General features: G+C 72.4%; 25 protein-coding genes. 17 read left to right on the top strand and 8 right to left on the bottom strand.

Annotation, left to right across the window (positions count from 1 at the left end; all coding sequences use genetic code 11):
* Positions 1-266: 266 nt before the first annotated feature.
* The 7 genes from AB0J53_RS39310 (at position 267) to AB0J53_RS39340 (ending at position 7,764) form a co-directional block, all read left to right on the top strand.
* The gene (locus tag AB0J53_RS39310; RefSeq protein ID WP_364181939.1) at positions 267-1,601 is read left to right on the top strand and encodes an extracellular solute-binding protein; all 1,335 of its coding nucleotides are present in this window, start codon (positions 267-269) and stop codon (positions 1,599-1,601) included.
* An 81-nt stretch (positions 1,602-1,682) separates the two neighbouring features.
* Positions 1,683-2,636, top strand: a complete 954-nt coding sequence (locus AB0J53_RS39315) for a sugar ABC transporter permease (protein WP_364181942.1) — start codon at positions 1,683-1,685, stop codon at positions 2,634-2,636.
* Positions 2,633-3,484, top strand: a complete 852-nt coding sequence (locus AB0J53_RS39320; RefSeq protein WP_219509408.1) for a carbohydrate ABC transporter permease — start codon at positions 2,633-2,635, stop codon at positions 3,482-3,484. The genes AB0J53_RS39315 and AB0J53_RS39320 overlap by 4 nt, the downstream gene beginning before the upstream one ends.
* Positions 3,481-4,890 carry a GH1 family beta-glucosidase gene (locus tag AB0J53_RS39325; protein ID WP_219509407.1) on the top strand — a complete coding sequence of 470 codons (1,410 nt, stop codon included), beginning with the start codon at positions 3,481-3,483 and terminating at the stop codon, positions 4,888-4,890. The genes AB0J53_RS39320 and AB0J53_RS39325 overlap by 4 nt, the downstream gene beginning before the upstream one ends.
* On the top strand, positions 4,871-5,872 hold the full coding sequence (locus tag AB0J53_RS39330; RefSeq protein ID WP_357590598.1) for a LacI family DNA-binding transcriptional regulator: 1,002 nt from the start codon (positions 4,871-4,873) through the stop codon (positions 5,870-5,872). Before AB0J53_RS39325 ends, AB0J53_RS39330 begins: the two co-directional genes overlap by 20 nt.
* 52 nt (positions 5,873-5,924) lie before the next feature.
* Positions 5,925-6,752, top strand: a complete 828-nt coding sequence (locus AB0J53_RS39335) for an aldose 1-epimerase family protein (protein WP_364181946.1) — start codon at positions 5,925-5,927, stop codon at positions 6,750-6,752.
* A 16-nt stretch (positions 6,753-6,768) separates the two neighbouring features.
* On the top strand, positions 6,769-7,764 hold the full coding sequence (locus tag AB0J53_RS39340; RefSeq protein ID WP_364181948.1) for an aminoglycoside phosphotransferase family protein: 996 nt from the start codon (positions 6,769-6,771) through the stop codon (positions 7,762-7,764).
* On the opposite strand, the gene AB0J53_RS39345 is transcribed toward AB0J53_RS39340, so the two are convergent.
* Positions 7,708-9,978, bottom strand: coding sequence for a M64 family metallopeptidase (locus tag AB0J53_RS39345; RefSeq protein ID WP_364181951.1), 2,271 nt, complete (start codon positions 9,976-9,978; stop codon positions 7,708-7,710). The genes AB0J53_RS39340 and AB0J53_RS39345 overlap by 57 nt on opposite strands.
* 77 nt (positions 9,979-10,055) lie before the next feature.
* Here AB0J53_RS39345 and AB0J53_RS39350 point away from each other — a divergent pair, with 77 nt between their 5' ends.
* Positions 10,056-10,985 carry a LysR family transcriptional regulator gene (locus AB0J53_RS39350; protein WP_364181954.1) on the top strand — a complete coding sequence of 310 codons (930 nt, stop codon included), beginning with the start codon at positions 10,056-10,058 and terminating at the stop codon, positions 10,983-10,985.
* 41 nt (positions 10,986-11,026) lie between these two features.
* Here the strand turns inward: AB0J53_RS39350 and AB0J53_RS39355 are convergent, their stop codons facing one another.
* On the bottom strand, positions 11,027-11,362 hold the full coding sequence (locus AB0J53_RS39355; protein WP_364181957.1) for a zf-HC2 domain-containing protein: 336 nt from the start codon (positions 11,360-11,362) through the stop codon (positions 11,027-11,029).
* A gap of 112 nt (positions 11,363-11,474) precedes the next feature.
* On the opposite strand from AB0J53_RS39355, the gene AB0J53_RS39360 reads away from it, so the two are divergent.
* The 3 genes from AB0J53_RS39360 (at position 11,475) to AB0J53_RS39370 (ending at position 14,954) form a co-directional block, all read left to right on the top strand.
* A complete protein-coding gene (locus AB0J53_RS39360) occupies positions 11,475-12,749 on the top strand; it encodes an FAD-dependent oxidoreductase (protein ID WP_364181959.1) in 1,275 nt (424 codons plus the stop codon).
* Positions 12,750-12,754: 5 nt separating this feature from the next.
* Complete coding sequence (locus AB0J53_RS39365) at positions 12,755-14,089, top strand: class II 3-deoxy-7-phosphoheptulonate synthase (RefSeq protein WP_246645915.1); 1,335 nt, start codon at positions 12,755-12,757, stop codon at positions 14,087-14,089.
* Between the two features lie 91 nt (positions 14,090-14,180).
* Positions 14,181-14,954, top strand: a complete 774-nt coding sequence (locus AB0J53_RS39370) for an SAM-dependent methyltransferase (protein ID WP_364181961.1) — start codon at positions 14,181-14,183, stop codon at positions 14,952-14,954.
* Between the two features lie 61 nt (positions 14,955-15,015).
* Here the strand turns inward: AB0J53_RS39370 and trxA are convergent, their stop codons facing one another.
* Positions 15,016-15,393: a thioredoxin gene (gene trxA, locus AB0J53_RS39375; protein ID WP_219509398.1), complete on the bottom strand. Its 378-nt coding sequence runs from the start codon at positions 15,391-15,393 to the stop codon at positions 15,016-15,018.
* An 89-nt stretch (positions 15,394-15,482) separates the two neighbouring features.
* Positions 15,483-17,192, bottom strand: coding sequence for an ExeM/NucH family extracellular endonuclease (locus AB0J53_RS39380; RefSeq protein ID WP_364181964.1), 1,710 nt, complete (start codon positions 17,190-17,192; stop codon positions 15,483-15,485).
* Positions 17,193-17,298: 106 nt separating this feature from the next.
* On the opposite strand from AB0J53_RS39380, the gene AB0J53_RS39385 reads away from it, so the two are divergent.
* A complete protein-coding gene (locus AB0J53_RS39385) occupies positions 17,299-18,336 on the top strand; it encodes a pentapeptide repeat-containing protein (RefSeq protein ID WP_219509396.1) in 1,038 nt (345 codons plus the stop codon).
* Here AB0J53_RS39385 and AB0J53_RS39390 read toward each other — a convergent pair.
* The 3 genes from AB0J53_RS39390 to AB0J53_RS39400 are packed head-to-tail and all read right to left on the bottom strand — an operon-like array spanning position 18,302 to position 19,393.
* Positions 18,302-18,724, bottom strand: coding sequence for an SRPBCC domain-containing protein (locus tag AB0J53_RS39390; RefSeq protein ID WP_364181966.1), 423 nt, complete (start codon positions 18,722-18,724; stop codon positions 18,302-18,304). The genes AB0J53_RS39385 and AB0J53_RS39390 overlap by 35 nt on opposite strands.
* On the bottom strand, positions 18,717-19,043 hold the full coding sequence (locus AB0J53_RS39395; protein WP_219509394.1) for a metalloregulator ArsR/SmtB family transcription factor: 327 nt from the start codon (positions 19,041-19,043) through the stop codon (positions 18,717-18,719). The genes AB0J53_RS39390 and AB0J53_RS39395 overlap by 8 nt, the downstream gene beginning before the upstream one ends.
* Positions 19,040-19,393, bottom strand: a complete 354-nt coding sequence (locus AB0J53_RS39400) for a VOC family protein (protein WP_364181970.1) — start codon at positions 19,391-19,393, stop codon at positions 19,040-19,042. Before AB0J53_RS39400 ends, AB0J53_RS39395 begins: the two co-directional genes overlap by 4 nt.
* 95 nt (positions 19,394-19,488) lie before the next feature.
* On the opposite strand from AB0J53_RS39400, the gene AB0J53_RS39405 reads away from it, so the two are divergent.
* Positions 19,489-20,145: a permease prefix domain 1-containing protein gene (locus tag AB0J53_RS39405; RefSeq protein ID WP_364181973.1), complete on the top strand. Its 657-nt coding sequence runs from the start codon at positions 19,489-19,491 to the stop codon at positions 20,143-20,145.
* On the opposite strand, the gene AB0J53_RS39410 is transcribed toward AB0J53_RS39405, so the two are convergent.
* Positions 20,117-20,452, bottom strand: coding sequence for a PadR family transcriptional regulator (locus tag AB0J53_RS39410; RefSeq protein ID WP_219509391.1), 336 nt, complete (start codon positions 20,450-20,452; stop codon positions 20,117-20,119). The two genes, AB0J53_RS39405 and AB0J53_RS39410, sit on opposite strands and share 29 nt — an antisense overlap.
* A gap of 88 nt (positions 20,453-20,540) precedes the next feature.
* Between AB0J53_RS39410 and AB0J53_RS39415 the strand changes: the two genes are divergently transcribed.
* The 4 genes from AB0J53_RS39415 to cydC are packed head-to-tail and all read left to right on the top strand — an operon-like array spanning position 20,541 to position 26,324.
* Positions 20,541-21,710, top strand: a complete 1,170-nt coding sequence (locus tag AB0J53_RS39415; protein WP_364181976.1) for a cytochrome ubiquinol oxidase subunit I — start codon at positions 20,541-20,543, stop codon at positions 21,708-21,710.
* A 10-nt stretch (positions 21,711-21,720) separates the two neighbouring features.
* Positions 21,721-22,485, top strand: a complete 765-nt coding sequence (locus tag AB0J53_RS39420; protein WP_219509389.1) for a cytochrome d ubiquinol oxidase subunit II — start codon at positions 21,721-21,723, stop codon at positions 22,483-22,485.
* 15 nt (positions 22,486-22,500) lie between these two features.
* On the top strand, positions 22,501-24,648 hold the full coding sequence (gene cydD / locus AB0J53_RS39425) for a thiol reductant ABC exporter subunit CydD (RefSeq protein ID WP_364181979.1): 2,148 nt from the start codon (positions 22,501-22,503) through the stop codon (positions 24,646-24,648).
* Positions 24,645-26,324 (top strand): thiol reductant ABC exporter subunit CydC, encoded by a 1,680-nt coding sequence (gene cydC, locus AB0J53_RS39430; protein WP_364181982.1) that lies wholly within the window; start codon positions 24,645-24,647, stop codon positions 26,322-26,324. Before cydD ends, cydC begins: the two co-directional genes overlap by 4 nt.
* Positions 26,325-26,389: the final 65 nt, after the last annotated feature.

Here is a 26,389-nt window from a genome sequence, read left to right on the forward strand (position 1 = left end):
CGCGCCGCCGCCGGGGCGGGCTGCCCGGAGTGGTGTGGAATAGGTGCGCATGAGATGGGAGCGCTCCCAAAGGGCTATATGAGCCCTTTAAGGTGAAAAATCCGCTTCTAGTGGCCCGAAACACCCCAGAGGTAACGGTTGAGTTTCGGGACGTTGACGTCCGCACGCCGTACGGGCACTCTTTGTGGGAGCGCTCCCACAGACCTTCCTCTCGCGGCTCACCCCGCGATGCACCTCCCACGATCCACACCCAAAAGGGGTACGGAATGACGAACCACAAGCGCTTTGCTGTTTCCGGTGTCATGGTCGCGGCGCTGGCCGTCGCGACGGCCGCGTGTGGCGGCGGCGGCACGACGACGCCGGCCGGGGCCGGTGAGACGACGGCGGCGGCAGAGCCTGTCACGATCAATGTGCACACCTTCGGCGGTGGCGAGAACTTCGGTTACGACGCCGCCGTCGAGAAGTGGAACGCCGAGCACCCGAACATCCAGATCAAGTACACGAACCTGACCGACCGGTTCGAGGACGTCTACCTGCCGCAGCTGCTCCAGCGCCTGCAGGCGGGCAGCGGCGCCGGCGACATCGTCGGCATCGACGAGGGCGCGATGGGCCTGATGGCCGCCCGGCCGCAGTTCTTCACCGACCTGGGCGAGCACGGGCTGCAGGACCGCAAGGCCGACTTCCCGGCGGCCAAGTGGGAGGCGGGCGTCAACGCCGACGGCAAGCTGTTCGCGCTCGGCACCGACATCGGCGGCATGACCATGTGCTACCGCAAGGACCTGTTCGAGAAGGCGGGGCTGCCGACCGACCGCGAGGAGGTCGCCAAGCTCTGGCCGACCTGGGACGCGTACCTGGAGGCCGGCAAGAAGTTCCAGGCCGCCAACAAGGACGCCAAGTGGATGGACGGCCCGAACACCATCTACAACGTGATCCTGTCGCAGGAGGCGCCGAAGAACGGCAACGTCTCCTACTTCGACAAGAGCAACCAGCTCGTGCTGGAGACGAACCCGGCGGTCAAGACGTCCTTCGACTGGGTGCAGAAGTTCAGCCAGCAGGGCCTGACGGCCAAGCTGCAGGCGTTCAGCCCGCCGTGGAACAAGGCCATCAAGGGCGGCGACTTCGCCACCATGGGCTGCCCGTCGTGGATGCTCGGCGTGATCTCCGGCGCGGCCGGTGACGGGAACAAGGGCAACTGGGACGTCGCGGCCGTGCCGGGCGGATCGGGCAACTGGGGCGGCTCCTGGCTGGCCATCCCCAAGCAGACCAAGCACCCGAAGGAAGCCGCCCAGGTGCTCAACTACCTGACGGGCAAGGAGGGCCACGTGGCGGCCTTCAAGGAGGCGGGCGCGTTCCCGAGCTCCATCCCGGCCCAGCAGGACCCTGAGGTGGCGGGCCTGAAGAACGAGTACTTCAACGACGTGCCGACGGGCGAGATCTTCGCGGCCTCGGTCAAGGACCTGCAGCCGGTGTTCCTCGGCGAGAAGCACGCCCAGGTCAAGACCTCGGTGGAGAAGGTGCTCGAGGGCATGGACCAGGGCGCCATCGGCTACGACGAGGCCTGGACCAAGTTCGTCGAAGCGGGCGTCAAGGCAGCCGGCTGACGGCTCGCCTGAAGGAAACGGGTGGCGTCCTCCCCCGCGGCGGACGCCACCTCACTCCCGCCCCGGCTCGAAAGGCCCTTCATGACTCTCCAACTCGCGCCGCCGCGGCACGCGTCCGGCAGGCGGGCGGCGCCCAGGCGGCGGCTGGCCCGCTTCGACATCAAGGGGATGCCGTATCTCCTGGTGTCCCCTTACTTCCTGCTCTTCGCCGTCTTCGGGATCTTCCCCCTGGTCTACACGCTCTGGCTGTCGCTGCACGACGCCGAGCTGGCCGGGGACCGGACCTTCGCCGGCCTCGGCAACTACGCCGAGCTGATCGCCGACGCCGAGTTCTGGAACGCGGTGTTCAACACGGTCGGCATGTTCGTGCTGGCCACCGTCCCGCAGCTGATCCTGTCGCTGGTGCTGGCCAACGCGCTGAACAAGAGGCTGCGCGGCCGGCTGCTGCTGCGCCTCGGCGTGCTGCTGCCGATGATCACCTCGGTGGTCGCGGTGGCCGTCATCTTCAGCCAGCTCTACAGCCGTGACTACGGCCTGTTCAACTGGGCCCTCGGCCTGGTGGGCATCGAGCCGATCGCCTGGCAGAACGAGAAGTGGTCGTCCTGGATCGCCATCGCCACGATGGTCGACTGGCGCTGGACCGGCTACAACGCGATCATCCTGCTCGCCGCGATGCAGACGATCCCCAAGGACCTGTACGAGGCCGCCGCCATCGACGGCGCGTCGGCCCGGCGGCAGTTCTGGCAGATCACGCTGCCGATGCTGCGCCCGACGATCGTGTTCGTGGTCTTCATCTCCACCATCGGCGGCCTGACGCTGTTCACCGAGCCGGTGACGTTCGAGGGCGAGCAGATGATGACCGGCGGCACCACCGGCCAGTACCAGACGGTGGCGATGTTCATCGTGGAGCAGGCCTTCCGGGGCAGCTTCGAGATCGGCTACGCCTCCGCGGCGGCCTGGCTGCTGTTCGTGCTGATCCTCATCGGCACGATGATCAACTACTTCTTCACTCGCCGCATCGGGGGTGCGCGATGACCGCCGGACAACCGACCGGCCGCCTGTGGGAAGCGGGGGCTCTCACCAAGGTCGTGCTGGCCGTGGCCCTGCTGCTGTCCGCCTTCCCCATCTACTACATGTTCATCATGGCGACGCGGACGAACGACGACGCGCTCGACGTGCCGCCGCCGCTCCTGCCCGGCGGGCACCTGGGCGAGAACGTCGAACGCCTGCTCACCACCGAGGACGCGTACTTCATCACCGGCCTGGTCAACTCGGCGATCGTGGCCACGACCGTCACGGTGTCGGTGGTGCTCATCTCGACGCTGGCCGGGTTCGCCTTCTCCAAGCTGCGCTTCCGCGGCTCGAAGGTACTGCTCGGCGTGATCCTGGTGACGATGATGGTGCCGCTGCAGCAGATGGGCATCGTCCCGCTCTACGAGCTCATGGTGACGCTCGGCTGGACCGGCAAGCTCCAGGCGGTGATCCTGCCGTTCCTGGTGAACGGGTTCGGCGTGTTCATGATGACGCAGTACGCCTCCCAGGCGGTGCCCGACGAGCTGGTCGAGGCGGCCCGGGTCGACGGGGCGTCCACGATGGGCATCTACCGCAAGGTCATCCTGCCGGCGCTACGGCCGGGCATGGCGGTGCTCGCGCTGCTGGTCTTCATGCAGACGTGGAACGAGTTCATGTGGCCGCTCATCGTGCTGCTGCCGGAGAACCCGGTGGTGCAGACCTCGATCGCGGCGCTCAACCAGGCGCACGGCACCGACTACGTGATGCTGTTCGCCGGCACCGCGGCCTCGGTCCTCCCTCTCTTCGTGGTTTTCGTGCTGTTCGGCCGGCAGATCGTCGGCGGCCTGATGGAAGGTGCGGTCAAGGCGTGACGACTCAGGAGGAGCAGACCCGCTCCGAGCTGCGATTCCCCACCGGGTTCGCGTGGGGTGCGGCCACCTCTGCCTACCAGATCGAGGGCGCGGTGACGGCCGACGGCCGCGGCGTCTCCATCTGGGACACGTTCACCAGAACGCCGGGCAGGGTGGTCGGCGGCCAGCACGCGGACGTGGCCATCGACCATTACCACCGTTACCGCGACGACGTGCGGATCATGGCGGACCTGGGGCTGAGCTCCTACAGGTTCTCCGTGTCGTGGCCGCGCGTCCAGCCGTACGGTTCGGGACCCGTCAACCACAAGGGTCTCGACTTCTACAAACGACTGACGGACGAGCTCCGCTCGCACGGCATCGATCCCTGGCTGACGCTCTACCACTGGGACCTGCCCCAGGCCCTGGAGGACAAGGGCGGCTGGCCGGAGCGCGACACCGCGCTGCGCTTCGCCGAGTACGCGGCGGCGGTGCACGACGCGCTGAAGGATCACGTGCACACGTGGAGCACCGTCAACGAGCCGTGGTGCGCGGCCTTCCTGGGTTACGCCTCGGGCGAGCACGCTCCGGGACGCCGCGAGCCCGAGAACGCGATCCGGGCCGCGCACCACCTCAACCTCGCCCATGGACTAGGGGTCCAGGCCATGGGCGCCAGGCGGGTGGGGGGTTGCGTCAACCTGTACGCGATCACCCCGGCCACGGCCAGTGAGGCTGACCAGGACGCCGCCCGCCGCATCGACGGGCTGCAGAACCGGTTCTTCCTCGACGCGCTGCTGACGGGCCGCTATCCCCAGGACGTCCTGGACGACCTGGGGATGGACCTGTCCTTCATCGAGGACGGCGACCTCAAGACCATCAACGCGCCGATCGACGTGCTGCTGGTCAACTACTACAGCCGCTTCACCGTCTCCGGTGAGGCCGGCGGGAAGGCGTCGGCCTCGGCCGCGCCGACCGAGACGGGCTCGCCGTGGATCGGCAGCGAGCACGTGTCGTTCGTCAACGGCGGCCGGCCCGTCACCTCGATGGGCTGGGAGATCGACGAGGACGGCCTGGTCGAGGTGCTGCAGCGGGTGGCGCGCGACTATCCGCCGGTCCCGCTGGTGGTCTCGGAGAACGGCGCGGCCTTCGACGACGTGCTGGAGGACGGCCGGGTGCGCGACACCGAGCGCCGTGACTACATCGAGGCGCACCTGCGCGCCTGCCGCACGGCGATCGACTCCGGCGTGCCGCTCGAGGGCTACTTCGCCTGGTCGCTGATGGACAACTTCGAGTGGGCCTGGGGGTACGGCAAGCGGTTCGGGCTGGTCCGCGTCGACTACGAGACGCAGCAGCGGGTGCTGAAGGACAGCGCGATCTGGTATGCCGAGATCATCCGGCAGAATAGGGCCCATGAACCGACCGACTCTTGAGGCAGTCGCAGCTCGGGCCGGCGTCGGCCGGGGCACCGTGTCGAGAGTCATCAACGGCTCACCCAACGTCAGCGAGAAGGCCCGCGAGGCGGTCCAGCAGGCCATCCAGGAGTTGGGTTACGTGCCCAACCGGGCGGCCCGCGCGCTGGTGACGCGGCGCACCGACACGGTGGCCCTGGTGGTGTCGGAGTCGGAGTTCCGGGTGTTCGACGAGCCCTACTTCGCCGGCACCATCCGGGGCATCGGCTCGGCGCTGACCGAGACGGGGCTGCAGCTCATCCTGGCGATGGCCCGCTCGCGGCAGGAGCACGCCCGGCTGGAGCACTACCTGACCGGCCAGCACGTCGACGGCGTGCTGCTGCTGTCGCTGCACGGCGACGACCCGCTGCCGGGCCGGCTGGAGGCGATGGGCGTGCCGACCGTGCTGGGCGGCCGGCCGGTCGGTCCGGCGACCCCCTACAGCTACGTCGACATGGACAACAGGGCGGGGGCCCGGCAGGCGGTCAAGCACCTGCTGGGCCTCGGCCGCGCCCGGATCGCCACCATCGCCGGGCCGCAGGACATGGGCGTGGGCGTCGACCGTCTGTCGGGCTACCGCGACGCGGTGCTGCCGACGGGCCTGCCGGAGCTGGTGGCCTACGGCGACTTCTCCGAGGAGAGCGGCGAGTCGGCCATGGCCGAGCTGCTGGCCGCCCACCCCGACGTCGACGCGGTGTTCGCCGCCTCCGACCCGATGGCGCTGGGCGCGATGCGGGTGCTCAAGGCGGCGGGCCGGGCGATCCCGGAGGACGTGGCGGTGATCGGGTTCGACGACTCCAAGGCCGCGCTGCACGCCGACCCGCCGCTGACCACCGTGCACCAGCCGATGGAGGCGATGGGCCGGCAGATGGCGCTGCTGCTGGTGGCCCGCATCAACGGCGAGGAGCTGCGCCAGCCGGTCGTCATCCTCGACACTCACCTGGTGCGCCGCGAATCCGCCTGACCTGCCGATATCATTTCCGAAACCGTTTACACCAGTCGAGAGGACGTCTGTCGTGCCTCAGCTTGTCGGCGGGGGCTACACCGCTCAGGTGAGCCGCCGCGGAGCCGCGCTCAGGACACTCAGGCACGGCGAGCGCGACCTGGTCACCTCCTGGCCCGAGGGCGGGCCGGTGCCCTACTTCGCGGGCACGATCCTGGCGCCGTGGCCCAACCGGGTGGGCGGCGCCCGCTACACCTTCGAGGGCCGCACGCACGAGCTGGCGGTGACCGAGCCGGAGCGCGGCCACGCCATCCACGGGCTGGTGGCGCGTGACGACTGGGAGATCGCCGAGGCGGGCGGCTCCCGGGTGCGGCTCACGTACCGGATCGACGGCGCGCCCGGCTATCCGTTCACGCTGGAGCTGGCGGTGACGCACGAGCTGGGCGAGCGGGGGCTGACCACGACGGTGCTGGCCCGCAACGCGGGCGAGCGCGACGCGCCCTACGGGTGCGGGCCGCACCCGTGGCTGCTCGGCGACGAGCTGGAGGTGCCGGCGGCCAAGGTGCTGCTGCCCGACGACGCGCTGCTCCCCCGCGAGCTGGCGGACGTCTCCGGCACCCCGTACGACTTCACGCGCGTCCGGGCGGTGGACGGCGCGGTGGTCGACCACGCGTTCACCGGGCTGGCGCGGGGCGAGGTGCGGGTCGGCGGGGTGCGGCTGACGTGGGACCCGGCGGTGCTGCCGTGGGTGCAGGTGTGCACCAGCCGTCAGCTCGGCTACCAGGGCGTGGCGGTGGAGCCGATGACGTGCCCGCCCGACGCGTTCAACTCGGGCACCGACCTGGTGGTGCTGAAGCCGGGCGGCGAGCACGAGGCGCGCTGGACGATCGGCGCGGCCTGAGGCCACACTTGCTCGCGTGGACAGCAGGACGAAACGCCGCTTATCCCCCGCCGAGCTCGACGCCCTGGCCCGCCGCGCGCTGGGCGCCGGGGTCGTGGGGCACACCGAGCTGACCGACGGCTACGCCAACGCCGTGTGGCGGCTGCGGCTGGACGACGGCCGCGAGGTGGTGTGCAAGCTGGCGCCGCCGCCCGAGCTCGACCAGCTCAGCTACGAACGCAACCTGCTGCGCATGGAGGCGGCCGCGTACGAGCTGGTGGCGGCGGCCGGGGTGCCGGTGGCGGCGCTGCTGCGGGCCGGGTTCGACGATCCGGTGCTGGGCGGCGACTACCTGATGCTGTCCGCGCTCGACGGCGTGTCGTGGAACGACGCGCGGCCGGGCAACGAGGACGAGCTGCGGCGCGAGCTGGGCCGGCTGATGGCCCGCTTCAACTCGGTGACCGGCGAGGTGTTCGGCTACCCGCACGCCGGGATCACCGGCGCGACCTGGCGGGAGGCGTTCCTGGCGATGGCGGGGGCGCTGCTCGGCGACACCGGCCGCTACCCGACGCCGCTGCCCGCGCCGCCCGGCCGGATCATGGAGGTGCTGGAGGCGGCCTCGCCGGTGCTGGACGAGGTGACGACGCCGCGGCTCGTGCACTTCGACATCTGGAAGGGGAACGTGTTCCTCGACGTGTCGGGCACGCCGCGCATCCAGGCGATCATCGACCACGAGCGGGCGTTCTGGGGCGATCCGCTGGCCGAGTTCGTCACGCCGACGCTCTTCGGGGAGCTGCGCGAGGACGATCCGATGCTGGCCGGGTACCGCGAGGTGCGCCCGCTGGAGCTCACCGCGTCCGCGCGTACCCGGCTCGACCTCTACCGCGCCTACCTCTCCCTGATCCTGCTGGTGGAGAACGGACCCAGGCAGTACCCCGAGGAGGAGTACGCCCGGATCCGCGACGCGGCGTTCAGCTCACTGGGCGAGCTGCTGGATCGCCTCGTAGCTCCCGCCCCTGGGGCCCTCGCGTAGGTCGCGGCACTGGCCGCCGCCCGCGCCGGTGACCCGGTTCGGCACGCCCAGGTCCGCCGGGGCGGGGGTGTTGCCGGTGCAGGAGAGCGCGCCCTTGACCGTGGTGCCGGACACGGCCGGGGCCGTGTTGCGGGTCAGCGAGGCCGCGCCGCGCAGCTCGGCGCCCACGACGGTGAGCGTCCCGGTCCGGTCGGCGGTCAGCGCGCCGTCCACCCGGGTGCCCAGCAGGTGCAGCTCGGCGGCGCCGGAGGCGGTGAGCGTGCCGGAGATCCGGCCGCCGTCGGCCACCAGCGACGCCCCGGCCCGCACCTGGACCGGCCCGGTGACGGTGGCGCCGTCGAGGCAGGTCACGCCGCCGGTCACGGTGAGCGGGCCGCGGTGAGTTCCGGTGACCGTGCGGGTGCAGGCGGGCGGCGGCGCGATCGTCGTGACGGTGAACGACTTCGCCTTGCCCGCGTTGCCCGCCGCGTCGATCGAGCGGTACTCGACCGTGTGGCGGCCCCGGGGCAGCTTGCCGTACACGAGGTGGTCGATGACCGTGCCCTCCTCGGTGAACGTCCACGGCAGCTCCGAGGAGGTCGGCCAGCCGAAGTAGTTGAACCAGCCGTCGCCGTCGACCCGCGACTCCGAGACCACGTACCCGTCGCGGTCGTCGTCGCCGGTCAGCCGCATCGAGAACGGGCCGTTGTAGACGTAGGTGTCGCCGGACCTGACCAGCGGCTCCGACAGCTCGTAGCCGGTCGCGGGGGCGACGGCGTCGACCGTCCAGGTCAGCGTGTCGCCGCCGAGGCTCGCGGTGAGCCGATGCGTGCCGGGGCTCAGGTCGAGCTCGCCCAGGTCGAGGTCGGTGCCGCCGTCGCCGACGCGCTCGCCGTCGAGCTCCCAGGCGACCTTCGGCACGGTGTGCGCCGGGTGCGTGGTCTCAACGTATATGACGTCCTCGGCGCCCGCCGGGCGGTCGGTCGGGGTGGAGGAGGTGAAGCCCGGCTCGACGCCGTCGGGCGGGGTGGTGAGCGTCGTGTCGACGGTCCACGTCCTGCTCGCCGTCAGCGCGGCGCGCACGGCCGGGTCGCGGACGAACTCCGTCGGGTCGGTCACCGTGGCCTTGACCGTGTGGGTGCCGGGGCTGAGGCCGAGCGTGCGCAGGTCGAGCGTGTCGGCGTCACCCGGCAGGTCCTTGCCGTCGACGTTCCAGGTGGTGGTCAGGCCGTGGCTGACCGGGCGCATCGGCTCGACCCACAGCACGCGGTCCGCGCCGACCGGCTGCCCGGACGGGGTGGCGTCCTGCACGACAGCGGTCTTCGCGGTGATGCGCCGGACCATGACCTCGCGGCTGACCTGGTCGAAGTAGTAGCCGAGGGTCTTCATCATCGAGTGCTGGCTCGGCCGCCACACGCCGGTCGTGGCGTACAGGCCGCCCTCGTAGCGGGCGATCGGGCCGCCCGACTCGCTGGGCTCGCCCAGCCAGCGCCACCACTTGCGCTGCTGCTCGCGCATCTGCTGCTCGGTCAGCAGCGTGTGGTGCGCCGACGACGGCTCGCCGCCGCTGTAGGCGCCGCCGGGTTCGCCGCGCTGGTAGTAGTCGTACTCGTCCTGCAGCCCGCCCAGTGAGTGGCCCAGCTCGTGCGGGCTGATCAGGGCGGACATGGCGTTGCTGCCCGACGCGGTGGCGTACGAGCCGCCCGCGCCGCCGTACGTGCCGCTGTTGCCCAGGGCGAGGATCTGCCGGTTGCCGGACGTGGTGCCGGCGACCAGGTTGGCGTAGCGGTTGGCGGCGCCGTTGTCCATGGTGATGAGCCGCTGCACGCTGCCGGGGTTGCAGCGGCCCCAGAAGCCCATGCTCAGCGGGGTCGTCCTGCGCGGCGAGGTCAGGTCGGGGTCACAGCTGATGCCCGATTCGCCGGACACGATGTCGACCCGGTAGACGTTGATGTAGTTGCGGTAGGACTTGAACGGCTCGATCGACCACATCACGTTGAGGTGACGGTCGACGTCCTGGCCGAACTTCGCCTGCTCTGACTCGGTGTAGCCGTCGCCCATGACGATCAGGTTGAACCGCTTCTCCGGCGCGCCGGTGACCTGCACGGGCACGACGGTGGCGGCGCCGGGCTCGGCGGCGGACACCGTGGCCGCCACAGTGGCCGTGGTGGCGGCAGCCTGGGAGGGGACGTACACGACTGCGGCGGCCAGCACGAGGGCCGCGATTGTGCGCATGCCCAGCACTATCGGCCCGGCCAGGCCGGACGTCTCATCCCATAAGGGCATAACCCCGGCGTGATACCTTCTGCCGGATGAAGCTGGAGCTGCGGCATCTGGAGACGCTCCGGACCATCGCCGACCAAGGCAGCGTCACCAGGGCCGCCGCCGCGCTCGGCGTCTCCCAGCCCGCGCTCACCGCCCAGCTCCGCCGCATCGAGCGGGTGCTCGGCGGGCCCGTCTTCGCCCGCGACCACCGCGGCGTCACCGCCACCCCGTTCGGCGAGTTCGTGCTGGCCAGGGCCCGGGTGGTGCTCGCCGGCGTGGACGACCTGCTCGCCGCCGGGCCGTACGAGCTCGCCGGGCAGGCCGTGCGCGTCGGCAGCTTCGAGCACCCCGTCGTCGTGCCGCTCGTCGCCAACCTGATGCGCGCCTTCCCCGAGGCGCGCATCACCCTGCAGACCGAGCACTTCGTCCGCGTCCTGGTCGACATGGTCGCCAACGGGCGGCTCGACGTCGCCCTCGTCGCCGACTACCCGGGACACGAGTTGCGCCCCCAGCCCTCGCTCGGGCTGGAGGCCGTGGCCGTCGAGCCGGTGTTCGTCGCCCTGCCCGCCGCCCACCCGCTCGCCTCGCGGGAGGAGGTCGAGCTCGCCGACCTGGCCGGCGAGCCGTGGGTGCTGCCGCCGCCGGACGGGCTCGGATGGCCCGAGCACCTGCTGGACGCGTGCGGGCGCGCCGGCTTCACGCCCCGCGCCCGCTACCAGCTCATCGGGGCCGGGGTACGCGGCGAGCTCATCGGCGCCGGGCACGCGGTCTCCGCCTGCCAGGCGCTGCACGACCCCGGGCCCGGCGTCGTCGTGCGGCCGCTGGCGGGCAACCCGCTGTGGATGCGGCAGGTGCTCGTGTGGCGCCCGGGGTTCGCCGCCCACGTGCCGGCCCTGCTGGACAGCGCTCGCGCCGCCCACGCCGCCGTCGCCGCCCGCCGTCCCCCGTACACCACCTGGCTCACCCGCCAGCCCTGACCCTCCACCCGGCCCACGGGCGCCGGGGCCCGTCCGCGCCGTCACGGCGGGGGCCTTCCCCGGGAGGGCGGCGGGCCCCGCAGCAGGGGTGGGGGGCCGCGGCCTCGGCGGGCGGAGGGCGGGGCCGGCTCGCCGGGGGGCTCCTCCTGCTCCCGGAGGGCTCCGCCGTGGGGGTGGAGGGAGCCGAGCAGGCGGGTGCGCAGGGCGGGCGGCGGCGGGACGGGGGCGGCCAGGCGGGCGGCGGCCTCGCACAGGCGGCGGACCTCGGCCCGGCAGGAGGGGCAGCGGGTCAGGTGGCGTTCGAAGGGGGCCAGGTCGGCGGCGGGCAGCGCGTGCACGGCGTAGGCGCCGGTGAGGAGGTGGAGGTCGTCGTTCATGTCCACTCCCGGGAGAGGCGGCTGCATCACCTGATTCGGTCTTTCCGCCTTTCCGGATGCGGGTATTGCTCCCTTTCCCGGCCCGTGAGACAATCTCATCAGGTGATGAATTATGAGCTGTGTGATCGCGGGCGGCGGCCCGGCGGGCGCGATGCTCGCCCTGCTGCTGGCCCGGACCGGCGTCGAAGTGACGCTGCTGGAGAAGCACGCCGACTTCCTGCGCGACTTCCGCGGCGACACCATCCATCCGTCCACGCTGCAGGTGCTCGACGAGCTGGGGCTGGCCGGCCGCTTCCTGGCGCTGCCGCACCGCAAGGCCCACGAGCTGAGCGTCGTGACCGACAGCGGGCCGATCCGGCTGGCGAGCCTGCGGGGGCTGCCCGGTCGCTACGACTACATCGCGTTCGTCCCGCAGTGGGACTTCCTGGACCTCATCACGTCCGAGGCGGCCCGCTACCCGAGCTTCCGGCTGCTGATGCGGGCCGAGGCGTACGACCTGATCCGCGAGGGCGGGGCGGTGCGCGGGCTGCGCTACCTCGACCCGTCGGGCGAGCACGAGGTGCGGGCGGCGCTGACGGTCGCGGCCGACGGGCGCGGCTCGGTGCTGCGCGAGCGGGCCGGGCTGGCGCCGCAGGAGCTGGGCGCGCCGATGGACGTGCTGTGGTTCCGGGTGCCGCGCGAGGAGTCCGACCCGGAGCAGCCGTTCCTGCGGGTCTCCAGCGGCCACGTGGTCGTCGCGATCAACCGCGAGACCTACTGGCAGCTCGCGTACGTGATCCGCAAGGGCGGCTACGAGGAGCTGGCAGGCCGGGGCATCGAGGCGCTGCGCGAGCCGGTGGCGCGGATGCTGCCGTTCACGGCCGGGCGGCTGGGCGTGATCGGCGGCTTCGACGACGTGAGCATGCTGACGGTGCGGCTCAACCGGCTGCGCCGCTGGCACCGGCCGGGGTTCCTGTGCATCGGCGACGCGGCGCACGCGATGTCGCCGGTGTTCGGCGTCGGCATCAACCTGGCGGTGCAGGACGCGGTCGCCACGGCCGGCCTGCTGGCGGGCGCGCTGCGCTCCCCCGGGCGGGGGCCGGTCCCGGAGGCGGCGCTGCGCCGGGTGCAGCGGCGCCGCATGCCGCCGACCCTGGTGACGCAGGCGGTGCAGCGGCTGGTGCAGAACCAGCTCATCAAACCGGCGCTGACCAGGAGGTTCGGGCCGCCGCGGGTGCGCCCGGACCTGGCGCGGGTGCCGGTGCTCAACCGGCTGGTCCGCCGCTTCGTCGGCCTCGGGGTGCGCCCCGAGCACGTGCGGGCGACCCCTATTTTGACACCGTCTTCTCACAACGTGGACACGGCGGTCGGTGCGGAGGACCCGGTGGAATACCCTCGTATGTCGTGAGCGCACTGACCAATTCGCTGAATCTCGATTCGTGGCGAGCCCTCCCCGCGGCCCAGCAACCCGACTGGCCCGATCACGGCGAGCTCAAGAAGGTCGTCGCCGAGCTCGGCGGCCTCCCCCCGCTGGTCTTCGCCGGAGAGTGCGACCAGCTCAAGGACGAGCTCGCCGCCGTGGCGCGGGGCGAGGCCTTCGTGCTCCAGGGCGGTGACTGCGCCGAGACGTTCGCGGCGGCGACCGCCGACAACGTCCGCAACAAGCTCAAGACGCTGCTGCAGATGGCGATCGTGCTCACCTACGCGGGCAAGGTGCCGGTCGTGAAGATCGGCCGGCTGGCGGGGCAGTTCGCCAAGCCGCGCTCGAAGGGCACCGAGACCCGCGAGGGCGTCGAGCTGCCCGCCTACAGGGGCGACATGGTCAACGGCTTCGACTTCACCGCCGAGTCGCGCCGCCCCGACCCGTGGCGGCTGCTGAAGGCCTACCACTCCTCGGCCGTGACGCTCAACCTGGCGCGGGCGTTCACCAAGGGCGGCTACGCCGACCTGCGGCAGGTCCACGCGTGGAACCAGGACTTCGTGGCCGAGTCGCCCGCCGGGCGCCGCTACGACCAGCTCGCCCGGGAGATCGACCAGGCGCTGGCGTTCATGCGGGCGTGCGGGGCCGACCCGGAGGAGTTCCACTCGGTGGAGTTCTACTCCTCGCACGAGGCGCTGATCCTCGACTACGACCAGGCGCTCACCCGCATCGACTCGCGTACGGGGCTGCCCTACGACGTGTCGGCGCACATGGTCTGGATCGGCGAGCGGACCCGGCAGCTCGACGGGGCGCACGTGGAGTTCTTCTCCCGCATCCGCAACCCGATCGGCGTCAAGCTGGGCCCGACGACCACGCCGGACGAGGCGCTGGCGCTGATCGACAAGCTCAACCCGGACAACGTGCCGGGCCGGCTGACGTTCATCACCCGGATGGGCGCCTCCAAGATCCGCGAGCACCTGCCGCGGCTGGTCAAGGAGGTCACCGCCTCGGGCGCGCAGATCGCCTGGATCTGCGACCCGATGCACGGCAACACGTTCGAGGCGCCGAGCGGCCACAAGACGCGGCGGCTCGACGACGTGCTCAACGAGGTGGCGGGCTTCTTCGAGGTGCACCGTTCGCTCGGCACGCACCCGGGCGGCATCCACATCGAGTTCACCGGCGACGACGTGACGGAGTGCGTGGGCGGCGGCCACGAGATCGCCGAGGGCGACCTGGCCACGCGCTACGAGACGGCCTGCGACCCGCGGCTCAACCGTGGTCAGTCGCTGGATCTGGCGTTCCGGGTGGCCGAGCTCTACCGCGGCTGAGTGATCCACGCCACACCGGGGGTCATCGGTCACGGTGACCCCCGCGATCTCCTAGGATCGCGCTGTAAAGGGCGAAATATCAGGAGTTTTGGTGGACAGTGCTCCGGAGGGCGTCGACCCCAACGTGCCCAACGTCGCGAGGATGTACGACTACTACCTCGACGGCAAGGACAACTTCGCGGCCGACCGTGAAGCGGCCGAGCGGATCATGAAGATCTTCCCGGTCACCAAGGACGCGGCCAGGGAGAACCGGGCGTTCCTGCGCCGGGCCGTGCGCGAGGTGGTCGCGGGCGGCGTCCGGCAGATCATCGACCTGGGGGCGGGCCTGCCCACCCAGGGCAACACGCACGAGATCGCGCCCGAGGCGCGCGTGGTGTACGTGGATTACGACCCCGTGGTGTGCACGCACGGGCGTGCCCTGCTGGCCAGGGGCGAGAAGGTGGACTTCTTGCAGGCCGACGCGAGGAAGCCGGACGAGCTGCTCGAACGCCTCGACGGGATGGTGGACTTCGGGCAGCCGGTGGCGTTCATGATGCTGGCCATCCTGCACTTCATCCCGGACGACGACGCGTACGGGATCGTCGGCAAGCTGCGTGAGGTGAGCGTGCCCGGCAGCCATCTGGTGATCAGCCACGCGATCGACGCCAAGCCGGACACCACGCCGCAGGCGATCGAGGTCTACAACCAGGCCACGGCCGGGCTGAACCTGCGCACGCACGAGGAGATCGTCCGCTTCTTCGACGGCTACGAGCTGCTGGAGCCGGGCCTGGTCTTCCCGAAGGACTGGCGGCCCGACGGCGGGGAGACCTACGGCGGCGGCACCGCCATCGGCTACGCGGGCGTGGGCCGCAAGACCGGCCCCTGAGCCTCACCGGGCGTCACTGAAAACACGGCAGCCCCGCCGCGAGCGGGGCTGCCCTGTCGTCTCACTGCTGCCGCTGCGCGTCCTTGAGCTCCTTGTCGAGCTCGGCGCGGATCTCGTCCATGTCCAGGGCGCGGACCTGGCGGATGAGGTCGGCCAGGGCCGGGGCCGGGATGGCGCCCGGCTGCGAGAACACCACGATGCCGTCGCGGATCGCCATCAGCGTCGGGATGGACCGGATCTCGAAGCCCTGCGAGAGCGCCTGCTCCTGATCGGTGTCGATCTTGCCGAACGTGATGTCCTGGTGCTCCTCGGAAGCCTTCTCGAAGATCGGCCCGAACATCTTGCAGGGGCCGCACCAGTCCGCCCAGAAGTCGAGCAGGACGATCCCCTTGTCGGCGATGTCGTTGAAGTTCTTCTCGGTTACTTCGATGGTCGCCACAAGTGGCTCCTCGCATTCGTCCGTCAGCGTGTGTACGTCAACATCTCTACACAGGAAGAACCCCTACCCTCGCGCGGGCATTCCAGCCCTCAGCCGCGGCCTCCCGGCAGGGCGAGCCCGACGACGAGCGGGTCGTGGTCGGAGGAGCGGTAGGCGTCCGGCCGGTAGAGGCCGGGCGGGTTGTACTCGGTGTTGTAGTCGAGGATGCGGGGCTCGTCGGCGTTCACGTGCCAGATGGCGGCGCCGGTGACCCGCTTGAGGAGCTGCCTGCCGACCAGCATGTGGTCGAGCTCCCCGGCCAGGCCCTCGAAGACGTAGCTGTAGCGCTGGGAGGCGGGCACGTGCTTCTTGGTGACGCTGGTGAGGCCGCCCGCTTCGAGCGTGTCGACGGGGTCCTCCTCGCCGTAGGCGTTGAGGTCGCCGAGCACGATCGGGTTGGGCAGGTCCGCGGTCAGGCCGAGCAGCGCCTGCGCCTGCTTGACGCGGGTGGCGTTCCAGCAGCCCTGGCCGTCGCCCTGGTCGGCGTCGGGGCCGTCGTCGGGGCAGGAGCCCTTGGACTTGAGATGGTTGACGATCATGGTGAACGGCTGGCCGCCGCCGGTGCGGCGGAACGTCTGGACGAGCGGCGGCCGGCTGAAGACCGGGTCGCGCGACGCCGCGGGCTCGCCGACGGGCTTGAGCTTGGCGGGCTTGTAGATGAGGCCGACCTGGATGGCGTCGGTGCCCGGGTACGGGTGGGTCAGGGCGGCGTACGTGCCCGCGCCCACCTCGGCGTTGACGGCGTCGACCAGCGCCTGGAGTGCGGTCCGGCCGTTGTTCTCGACCTCCATGAGGCCGACGGCGTCGGCGTCGAGGCCCTTGAGCGCGGCCACCAGCTTGGCGAGCTGCCGCTGCTGCTCGGCGGCGTCGGTGGCGCCGCGCGAGCCGAGCGTGGTGAACCAGTTGAGCGTGTTGAACGAGGCCACCTTGACGTTGCCGCCCACCCGGGCGGGCCTGGCCGGGCGCGGGTTGGCCGCACGGTAGGCGACGGGCTCGGTGGGCTGCAGGCGGTAGGCGCCGAACCCGTACCCGAGGACGCCGGTGAGGCCGGTGACGGTGTCGCCGGCGCGGGCCAGGGGCGGGAGGGTGGCGGGGTTCTGGCGGGAGGAGCCGTCGTCGAGCAGCAGCGAGCGCCGCTGGTTGAGCGCCGGATCGACGCCGGGCCGGTCGGTCGGCTGGAACAGCCGGCCGCCGGAGGAGAGCGTCACCTCGCCGAAGCGGCCCAGGTCGTAGTGGTCGCTGACGGTCAGCGGCTGCGGGAAGGTGAGCAGCACGTTCTCCACGGACTCCAGCCCGACGGCGGGCAGGCTCTGGCGCAGGGGCGCGACGGAGCCGGTGCCGCACACGTCGACGGCGGTGACCGGTGACAGCTCGGTCCAGCCGTTGTACTCGATCGCCCGGCCCGTGACCAGGACGCGGTCGCCGACCTTGACGTCCTTGAAGGTGTCGCGGGCGAAGGCGAACAGGCCGTCGGAGGTGGCCGGGTCGCCGTCCGGCGTCGGGTCCTGGAGGAAGAAGCCGCTGAGCTGGTCGCCGCGCTGGAAGTCGCCGGTGACGACGCCCTCCACCCGGACGCTCTGCCCGGCGAGCGGGGTGGCGGCGCCGGGGCCCTGGACCTCGGCGATCTGCCGGTCCGCCGGGGTGTCACAGGGCCCGGCAGGGGCCGCGGAGGCCGGTACGGCTCCGGCAGTGAGGGTGGCAGTGAGAGTGGCGGTGAGGGTGGCTGCCACGGTGAGCGCGGCAAGCGGTAAAGCACGCATAATCCGCACTTTAGAGGCAGTCCCCGCCGCATCTTCCTCCATAGACAAGGCTGGAACATGAAATCTCCGAACCTTGACATGGACCCGCCCCGGGTATGACCCCTGCATGGACTGGGTCACCTGCGCGCACTCGGCCGCCTGCACCGGAGTCGCCCGCCCGCCGTCCGGGCGCTGCCTGGCCCATCTGCCTCACGAGGAGCTGTCGGCCGCCCTCGCCGCCCTGGCCCCGGGCCGCCTGCTGGACCTGCGCGGCACCACCGTGGGCGGCGACCTGCTGCGCCGGGTGCTGGCGGCGGCGGGCGACCGGCCGGGCCGGGCGCGGCTGGACCGGGCCAGGTTCACCGGCGACGTGCGGCTGTCGGGCGTGGCCTTCCAGGGGGACGTGTCGCTCGACGGGGCCAGGTTCGAGCGGCTGGCGTCGTTCTTCGGCGCCCGCTTCGACGGCAACGTGTCGCTGGCCGGGGCCTGGTTCGCCAGGGAGCTGTCCTTCCACGGGGTGCGGGCGCGCGGGCACGTGTCGCTGGACCGGGCGGTGATGTCGCGCGACGCGCTGTTCAGCCAGGCCGTCTTCGAGCACGGGCTGTCGTGCGAGAGCGCCAGGTTCGACGGGTACGCGACGTTCGACGGCGCCCGGCTGGGCGAGGCGGCGTGCTTCCGGGGCGCGCGGTTCGGGCGCACGCTGTCGTTCCGCAAGGTGGCCGGCAGCGCCGGGTTCGACGCCGCGCACTTCGCCGCCGACGCCTACCTGTCGGCGACCGGCCGGCTGTCGGCCGCCCGCGCACGGGCCGACGCGACGCTGGACGTGGCCGTGCGCGGCTGCGGGGTGGACCTGCGCCAGGTGCGGGTGGCGGGCGCGACCACGCTGCGGCTGACCGATTCGCAGGCCGACCTGGAGGGCGCGGTGCTGCGCGGCCCGGCGACGGTGACCGGGCGCGGCCGGGCCACGCTGACGTCGCTGCGCCAGGTGGACGCGGCCAGCCTGGCGCTGGCCGGGCTGGACCTGTCGTCCTGCCGGTTCGCCGGGCTGGCCCACCCGTCGGGGCTGCGGCTCACGGAGTGCACGCTGGCGCTCGGCCGGCGCGGGACGCTCTGGCCGATGCTGCGCTGGCTCACAGCTCGCCGGCGATCCGCCCGATCAGGGTGACGATGCGCGGCCAGCCGCCGCCCATGATCCGGCGCGACAGCTGCTGAGCCGGGTCGTCCGGGTCGAAGCCCTCGTGGTCGAGGAAGAACCGGGTGCCGTGGCCCTCGGGTTCGAGCCGCCAGGTGACGATCCAGCTTTCGCGGCCCCAGGCCAGCTTGACCAGCTTCTCCGGCTCGACCTCCAGCACCTCGCAGGGCACCACGCCGTCGAAGCCGACGTCGGGTCTGGGCGTCGTGGTGAAGGTGAACCGGTGCCCCACCTCGGCCCGGTAGTCGCCGGGCATGAGCCAGCGGGTCACCAGGCCGGGGTCGGTGAGCGCCCGCCACACCTTGGCGGGCGGGTGGCCGATGAACTGGTCCAGCCGGATCGCCCTCCTGTCGTCAGGCATCGTCGTCCTCCAGGTCGTCCAGCAGGTCGGTGAGATCGGTCAGCTTCTGGCGCCAGAAGCGCTCGTAGGGGGTCAGCCAGTCGCGGATCTCCATGAGCGGCGCCGCCTCCAGCCGGTAGTGCCTCTCGCGGCCCTTGCGGGTCTCGGCCACCAGCCCGGCGTCCCTGAGCACCTTGAGGTGCTCGGAGACGCTGGGCCGGCTCATGTCGAAGCGGTCGGCCAGCCGGCCGGCGGGCTGCGAGCCCTCCTCGCGCAGCAGCCTCAGCAGCTCGCGCCTGGCCGGGCTGGCCAGCGCGGTGAAGACGTGGTCGGCGGTCATTCCTGGCTGACCACGAAGCCGTTGCCGAACGGGTCGGAGAACAGCAGCTGCTTGCCCCACGGCTCGTCGGTGGGCCCTTCGGCGGCCACGCCGTGCTCGCGCAGCCGCTCGGCGAGGGCGTCGACGCCGGGCGAGGAGAGGACCAGGCCGCCGATCGGCGCCATCGACGGGAACCAGGAGGCGAGCAGCAGCGTGCTCTCGGCCCCCTTGGGCGCGACGGTGAGCCAGCGGCCCATCGGGAACGGGTTGTCGGTGCGGACCTCGAAGCCGAGGACGCCGGTGTAGAAGGCGTGCGCCTCGTCCTGGTCGGAGACGGGCACGGTCACGGTCACGATGTGTGAGATGAGCATGTCAGCCACTATACGTAGGTTTTTTCCTACATAACAACCCGAATCAGGGAAAACCCTGATGGGCTCCCGGCGGGACCGTTCGTACACTGGTGCGCATGCGCATCGACGACTACGTCACCGACCTCGGCCGCGCCCTGTCCGGGCCGTCCGGGCCGAAGCGGGACATGGTCGTCGAGGCCCGCGACAGCCTGGTCGACGCCGCCGACGCCTACGAGGCGGGCGGGGCCGGGCGGGAGGAGGCCGAGCGGCTGGCGATCGAGGAGTTCGGCCCGGTCCGCGACATCGCGCCCGGCTTCCAGGCGGAGCTCACCGCGGTCGCGGGGCGGCGGCTGGGGCTGCTGCTGTTCGTCAGCGTGCCGGTGACCGTGGTCATGTGGTCGGTGGTCTGGCGCTTCCACCCCGGCTCCTTCGCGAGCTACGGGCCGCGCGCCGACTGGCACGTGTTCGCCTCGCGGCTGCTCGACGTGCTCCAGCTCGGCACCGGCCTGTACGGCGGGGCCGCGCTGCTGGCCCTGGCCCGGGGCCTGGTGCGGCCCGGCCTGGTCACCCGGTCGCTGGGCGTGATCGTGTGGGTGATGCTGCCGGTCACCGGGGTGCTGAGCCTGGTGCTCGCGCAGACCTCCCCCGCCGGGGTCGCGCTCTTCCTGCCCGCGGTGCTGGCCAACCTGGTGACCTGGGCGTTCTGGGGCATGCAGCTCTACTGCGCCACCCGGTGCCTGCGGGTCAGCCGGCCGGTCCGGGGTCGGGCCTGAGCACGCTGCCGATCACGCCGGCGAACTCGCGCCAGGCCGACCGCTCCGCGGCGAGCTGCTTGCGCCCCGCGTCGGTCAGCCGGTAGGTGCGCCGCCTGCGCCCGCCGACCGTGGCCCACTCACTGGCCAGGCAGCCGGTGCGCTCCAGCCGGCGCAGCGCCGGGTAGACCGTGCCGGTCGGCACGGAGAGCGCGCCCTCGCTGCGCTCCTGCAGGGCCTCGATGATGGCGTAGCCGTGCAGGGGCTCGCGCTCCAGCACGGACAGCAGCAGCGCGTCCATGTGGCCGCGGAGCGCGTCGGGATTCATGTCATCGATCCTAGGCATCCGTTCTGCATGTAGCCAGCCTACATGTAGGCTCTCTATATGTAGACAGACACAACGACGGAGCGGAACCTTGGACGTACTCGACCTGGCGCGCACCCAGTTCGCCGTGACGGGAAGCCTGCACTTCCTGTTCGTGCTGCTCACGCTGGGGCTCGCGCCGCTGGTGGCGATCATGCACACCCGCTGGGCGCGCACCGGCCTGCCGCTGCACGAGCGGATGACGCGCTTCTGGGGGCAGATCTACCTGATCAACTACGCCCTCGGCATCGTCACCGGCCTGGTGATGGAGTTCCAGTTCGGGCTGGCGTGGAGCGGGCTGTCGCACTACGCGGGCGACGTGTTCGGCGCGCCGCTGGCCATGGAGACCCTGGTGGCGTTCTTCCTCGAATCCACCTTCCTCGGACTGTGGATCTTCGGCTGGGGACGGCTGCCCAAATGGGCGCACGTGGCGTGCATCTGGATGGTCACCGCCACCGCGTACGGCAGCGCGTTCTTCATCCTGACCGCGAACGCGTTCCTGCAGAACCCGGCGGGCGCGGTGCTGTCCGGCGGGCGGCTGGAGCTGACCGACTTCGGCGCGCTGCTCACCAACGACGCCCTGGTGTACGCGTTCCCGCACGTACTGGGCGCCGGGCTGTTCACCGGGGGGATGGTGCTCGTCGGCGCCAGCGCCTACCAGTTGCGGCGCCGCACCGCCGAGGTGGAGTTCTTCACCCGGTCGATGAAGACCGGCGTGATCACCGCCGCGATCGGCATCACGGTGACCGTGATGTTCGGCTACGCGCAGTTCGCCGTCGGCGTCCAGCCCGGGAAGTTCTCCGGCAACACGGCCGCCGCCGTGCCGCTCGGCTTCATGGTCGAGGGCGGCCACCTGTTCTCGCTGATCGTGCTGTTCTTCATGCTGCCGTGCATCCGCCTGCTGCCCCGCTGGCGGTGGGCGCACCCGCTGCTGATCGCGCTGACGCCGCTGCCGTTCGTGCTGGCCATTTTCGGCTGGCTGGCCAGGGAGATCGGGCGGCAGCCGTGGATGATCTGGGAACGGCTCACCGTCGCCGACGCCCTGACGCCCGGGCTCACCTCGGGCATGGTCACCGCCTCGCTCGCCGGGTTCACCGCGGTGCTCGGGCTGCTCGCGGTCGTCGACTACGTGCTCATCGCCCGGATCATCCGGCGCGGGCCCGGCGACGACCTGTCCCTCGGCGCCGCCGGCGAGCGGCGCGCCCCCGCGCTGACGTACTAGGGAGTCGCACATGGAACTGCTGTGGTTCGCCCTCTTCGCCGTGCTGCTTGCCGGATATTTCGCCCTTGAGGGGTTCGACCTGGGCGTGGGGCTGCTGCTGCCCGTCCTCGGCCGGACCGTCGAACGCCGCGACCGGATGGTCGCCGCCATCGCGCCGTTCGTGCTCGCCAACGAGGTGTGGCTGGTCGCCGTCGCCGGGACGCTGTTCGGCGTCTACCCGATGCTCGAAGGCGAGGTGCTGTTCGGGCTCTACCCGCTGGTCGTGGCCATGCTGCTGGCGTGGGTCGTGCGCGACGCCGGGCTGTGGTTCCGCCGCCGCGTGGGCGGCCCCGGCTGGCGCCGCTTCTGGGACGCCCTCATCGCCCTCGGCTCACTGTGGCTGTCGGCCGGCTGGGGCATGGCCCTGTACGGGGCCGCCACCGGGTTCACCTCCTCCCCCATGCACCCCGTGGGGCTGCTGCTGGGCGTCGTGGTCACGCTGCTGTTCGCCTTCCACGGCTGGACGTTCCTCGGCTGGCGCGACCCCGCGCTCACCGGCGCCGCCCGGTCCGGACGCGTGCTCGCCCTCACCGGGGCCGTCGCCGCGCTGCCCGCGCTCGGCCTGCTCGCGGGCGCCATGGGCTACCTGCTCGACCACAGCGCGCCCCCGGCCACGCTGAATGTGCTCAGTCTCATGGTGCTCCCGTTCGCACCCCTCATGGTCGCCGCGCAAGTATGGGTATGGCGCACTTTCCGACCGGGCAAGGGCGCCGACCGGATCCCATCGTTCTTCTGAGGCACCCGAGGCACCGTGCACAAAGATCTTCTGCGGCTCATGCGGGCCGAGCGGGCCGTCCGCCGCCACCTCGCCGTCACCTTCGCCGCGGCCACGGTCGCCGGGCTGCTCGTCCTGGTCCAGGCCGAGCTGCTGGCCGGCGTGCTGTCCGGCCGGTTCACCGCCGCGGCGCTGGCCGGGGTGGCGGGCGTGGTCGCCCTGCGGGCGCTGCTCGGCTGGACGCAGGGCGTGTTCGCCGGGCGCACCGCCACCGGCGTCAAGTCGGCGCTGCGCCACCGGCTGCTGGCCCGGCTGCAGGAGCTCGGGCCCGCCCGCCTCACCGGCCACCGCTCCGGCGAGCTCGTCACCCTCACCGGGCGCGGGCTCGACGGCCTCGACGCCTACCTGACCGGCTACCTGCCCTCCATCGCCGTCGCCGCCGTCGTGCCCGTCGCCGTGCTCGTCCGGCTGCTCGCCGCCGACCTGGCCAGCGCCGTCATCGTCCTCGTCACGCTGCCGCTCATCCCGATCTTCGGCGCCCTCGTCGGGCTGACCACCAAGGCCGTCACCGAGAAGCAGTTCCACGCCCTGTCGCGGCTCGGCGGCCACTTCCTCGACGTGGTGCGCGGCCTGCCCACCCTGCGCGCCTTCGGCCGCGCCCGCTACCAGGCCACCGTCATCCGGCAGGTCGCCGACGCCCACCGCGCCGCCACCATGCGCACGCTGCGCGTGGCCTTCCTGTCGTCGCTCGTGCTGGAACTGTGCGCGTCGCTCTCGCTGGCCCTCGTGGCCGTGCCCATCGGGCTGCGCCTGCTCGGCGGCAGCCTCGACCTGACGACCGCGCTGCTGGTGCTGCTGCTCGCGCCCGAGGCGTACCTGCCGCTGCGCGCCATGGGCACCCGCTTCCACGCCTCGATGGAAGGCGTCGCCGCCGCCGACGCCGCCTTCGCCGTCCTCGACCAGGAACCCGGCGAACGGCCCGCCCCCGGTGCCCGCACCGCGCCCCCCGGCGGCGCCGCCGCGCCGCGGATCCAGCTCGAGAACGTCACCGTCCGCTACCCCGGCCGCGACGACCCCGCCCTGCGCGACGTCACCCTCACCATCGAACCCGGCGAACGGGTCGCCCTCGTCGGCGAGAGCGGAGGCGGCAAGAGCACCGTGCTCGCGCTCGTGCTCGGCTTCGTCCAGCCGGCCGCCGGCCGGGTGCTCGTCGACGGCACCGACCTGCGCGAGCTCGACCTGGAGGCGTGGCGGGCCCGGCTGGCGTTCGTCCCGCAGCGGCCCCACCTGTTCACCACGTCCGTCGCGGACAACATCCGCCTCGGGGACCCCACCGCGTCCCTCGACGACGTACGCCGCGCCGCCCGGGCCGCCCAGGCCGACGCGTTCATCGACGCGCTCCCTCAGGGCTACGAGACGCCGGTCGGCGAGCGGGGCGCCAACCTGTCGGCCGGGCAGCGCCAGCGCGTCGCCCTCGCCCGCGCCTTCTGCCGGCCCTCGGCGTCGGTGCTCCTGCTGGACGAGCCCACGGCCCGCCTCGACGGGCGCAGCGAGGCCGCCGTCGTGGCCGCCACCGCCGCCCTCTGCCAGGACCGCACCGCCATCGTCGTCGCCCACCGGCCCGCCATGATCGACCTCGCCGACCGCGTCATCCGCCTCCACGACGGCCACCTCCTCCCCGACCCCCCTCCCGTGGACGGCCACGCCCCGTACGTCGGCAAGCCACCCCGCAGTGACGCGCCCTCCGGGGACGGCGACGCCTCCTCGGGTGGCGGGACGACCGCCGACGGCGCGACGCCTCACCGTGGCGCGGCACGCCCCGACGGCGCGGAACCCGGCGTGGGCGGCGCGGGCGCTCCCGATGACGCGGCCCCCACCGCAGGCACGCCTTCTGCCGACGGCGGGACGCCCCCCAGCAGCGGCGCACCGCGCGGTGGCGTGCCCCGCAGCGGCGCGCCCTTCGGGGACGGCGAGGCCCCCTCTGGTGGCGGGACGGCCCGCGCGTCCTCCGGGGACGACGACGGGGCCGTCGGTGGCTCGGGGCCCGGTGGCGGAGAGAGGGGCGCCTATGGTGGTGCGCCACCCGGCGGCGGGGTGTCCACCGGTACGGCATCTCACGGTAGTGCCGCTGGTGGGGCGGGTTCTGGTCAGGGGTTCGCGGCTCGGGTCGAGGGGGCGTTGTGAGGCGGCGGATGGGGTGGCGGCTGGCCGGGGCGGTGCTGGCCGGCGGGGCGGCCGATCTGGCCGGCGTGGGCCTGATCGCGGCCGCCGCGTGGCTGATCACGAGGGCGGCCGAGCAGCCGCCGCTGGCGGCGTTGAGCGTGGCGATCGTGGCGACGCGGGCGTTCGCGACGAGCCGGGGCGTGTTCCGTTACGCCGAGCGGCTGACGGGTCACGACGTGGCGTTGCGGGCGCAGGCGGGGACGCGGGAACGGCTGTACGAGTCGCTGATCCCGCCGCGCCGTGACGGGCTGGGCGGCGCGGATCTACTGAGCCGGATGGTGGACGACACGGAGGCGGTGCAGGATCTGCTGGTGCGCTGCCTGCTGCCGGCCGCGGCGGCGGCGCTGGCGGGGCTGGCGGCGGTGACGGTGGGCCTGTTCGTGCTGCCGGTGACGGCGCTGGTGCTGGTGGCGGGCCTGCTGGTGGCGGGGGTGCTGCTGCCGGCGGGCACGGCGGCGGCGGCGCGGCGCTGGGCGGCCAGGATCGCGCCGGCCCGGGCGGAGCTGGCGGGCCGGGTGGCGGATCTGGTGCACGGTTCGGCGGACCTGGCCGCGTACGGCGCGGCGGGGCGGGCGCTGGGCGACGCGCGGGCGGCGGACGAGGCGCTGGCGTCGCTGGAGCGGCGTCAGGCGCGGGTGCACGCGGCGGCGCTGGCCGGGGGCACGCTGGTGCAGGGGCTGACGGTGGCGGCGATCGTGCTGATCGCGCAGGGGGCGGGCGCGGGCACGGTGGCGACGGCGGTGCTGGCGCTGACGGCGCTGGTGTCGTTCGAGCCGGTGCTGCCGCTGGCGGCGGCGGGTGAGCGGCTGGCGGGCGTGCTGGCGGCGCTGCGCCGGCTGCGCGCCGTGCGTGACGCTCCCCCGGCCGTGACGGACCCGGTCGCGCCGGTGGCGCGGCCGTCGGCGCCGCTGACGGTGGAGGTCGCCGATCTGGTGGTACGCCATCCGGGCGCGGACCGGCCGGCCGTGGACGGGGTGTCGCTGACGCTGACGCCGGGCAGGCGGGTGGCGCTGGTGGGGCCGAGCGGCGCCGGGAAGAGCACGGTGCTGTCGGCGCTGATGCGGCTGGTGGAGCCGGAGTCGGGCGGCGTGACGGTGAACGGGACCGACGTCCGCGCGATGGACTCCGATGACGTGCGGGCGATGATGACGGGCCTGACGCAGGACCCGTACATCTTCCAGACGACGTTCCGCGACAACCTGCGGCTGGCGGGGCCGGAGGCGGGCGAGGAGGAGCTGCGGCGGGCCGTACGGGACGCGCGGCTGGAGGAGTGGGCCGATCGCACGGGGTGGGACGCCGAGCTGGGCGAGGACGGCCGGACGGTGTCGGGCGGCCAGTTGCAGCGGCTGGCCCTGGCCCGGGCGCTGCTGCACGACCCGCCGGTGATGCTGCTGGACGAGCCCGCGGAGGCGCTGGACGAGGAGACGGCCGACGCGCTGATGGCGGACCTGCTGGACGTGACGCGCGGCCGTACGACGCTGCTGGTCACGCACCGGCTGCGGGGCCTGGAGTCGGTCGACGAGATCGTGGTGCTGGAGGAGGGCCGCGTGACGCAGCGCGGCCGCCATGACGAGCTGGTGCGCTCGCCCGGCTACTACCGCGACCTGTGGGAGTCGGAGGTCCTGACCCGGCGGTGAGGCGCCGGAATCCCCTCACCTTGCGTTGGCATGGCAAGCTGGTTTAAAGTACAAACCAGTTTGAG

This window comes from Nonomuraea sp. NPDC049725 (genome assembly GCF_040674795.1).
In the GTDB taxonomy this organism is placed as follows: domain Bacteria; phylum Actinomycetota; class Actinomycetes; order Streptosporangiales; family Streptosporangiaceae; genus Nonomuraea; species Nonomuraea ceibae.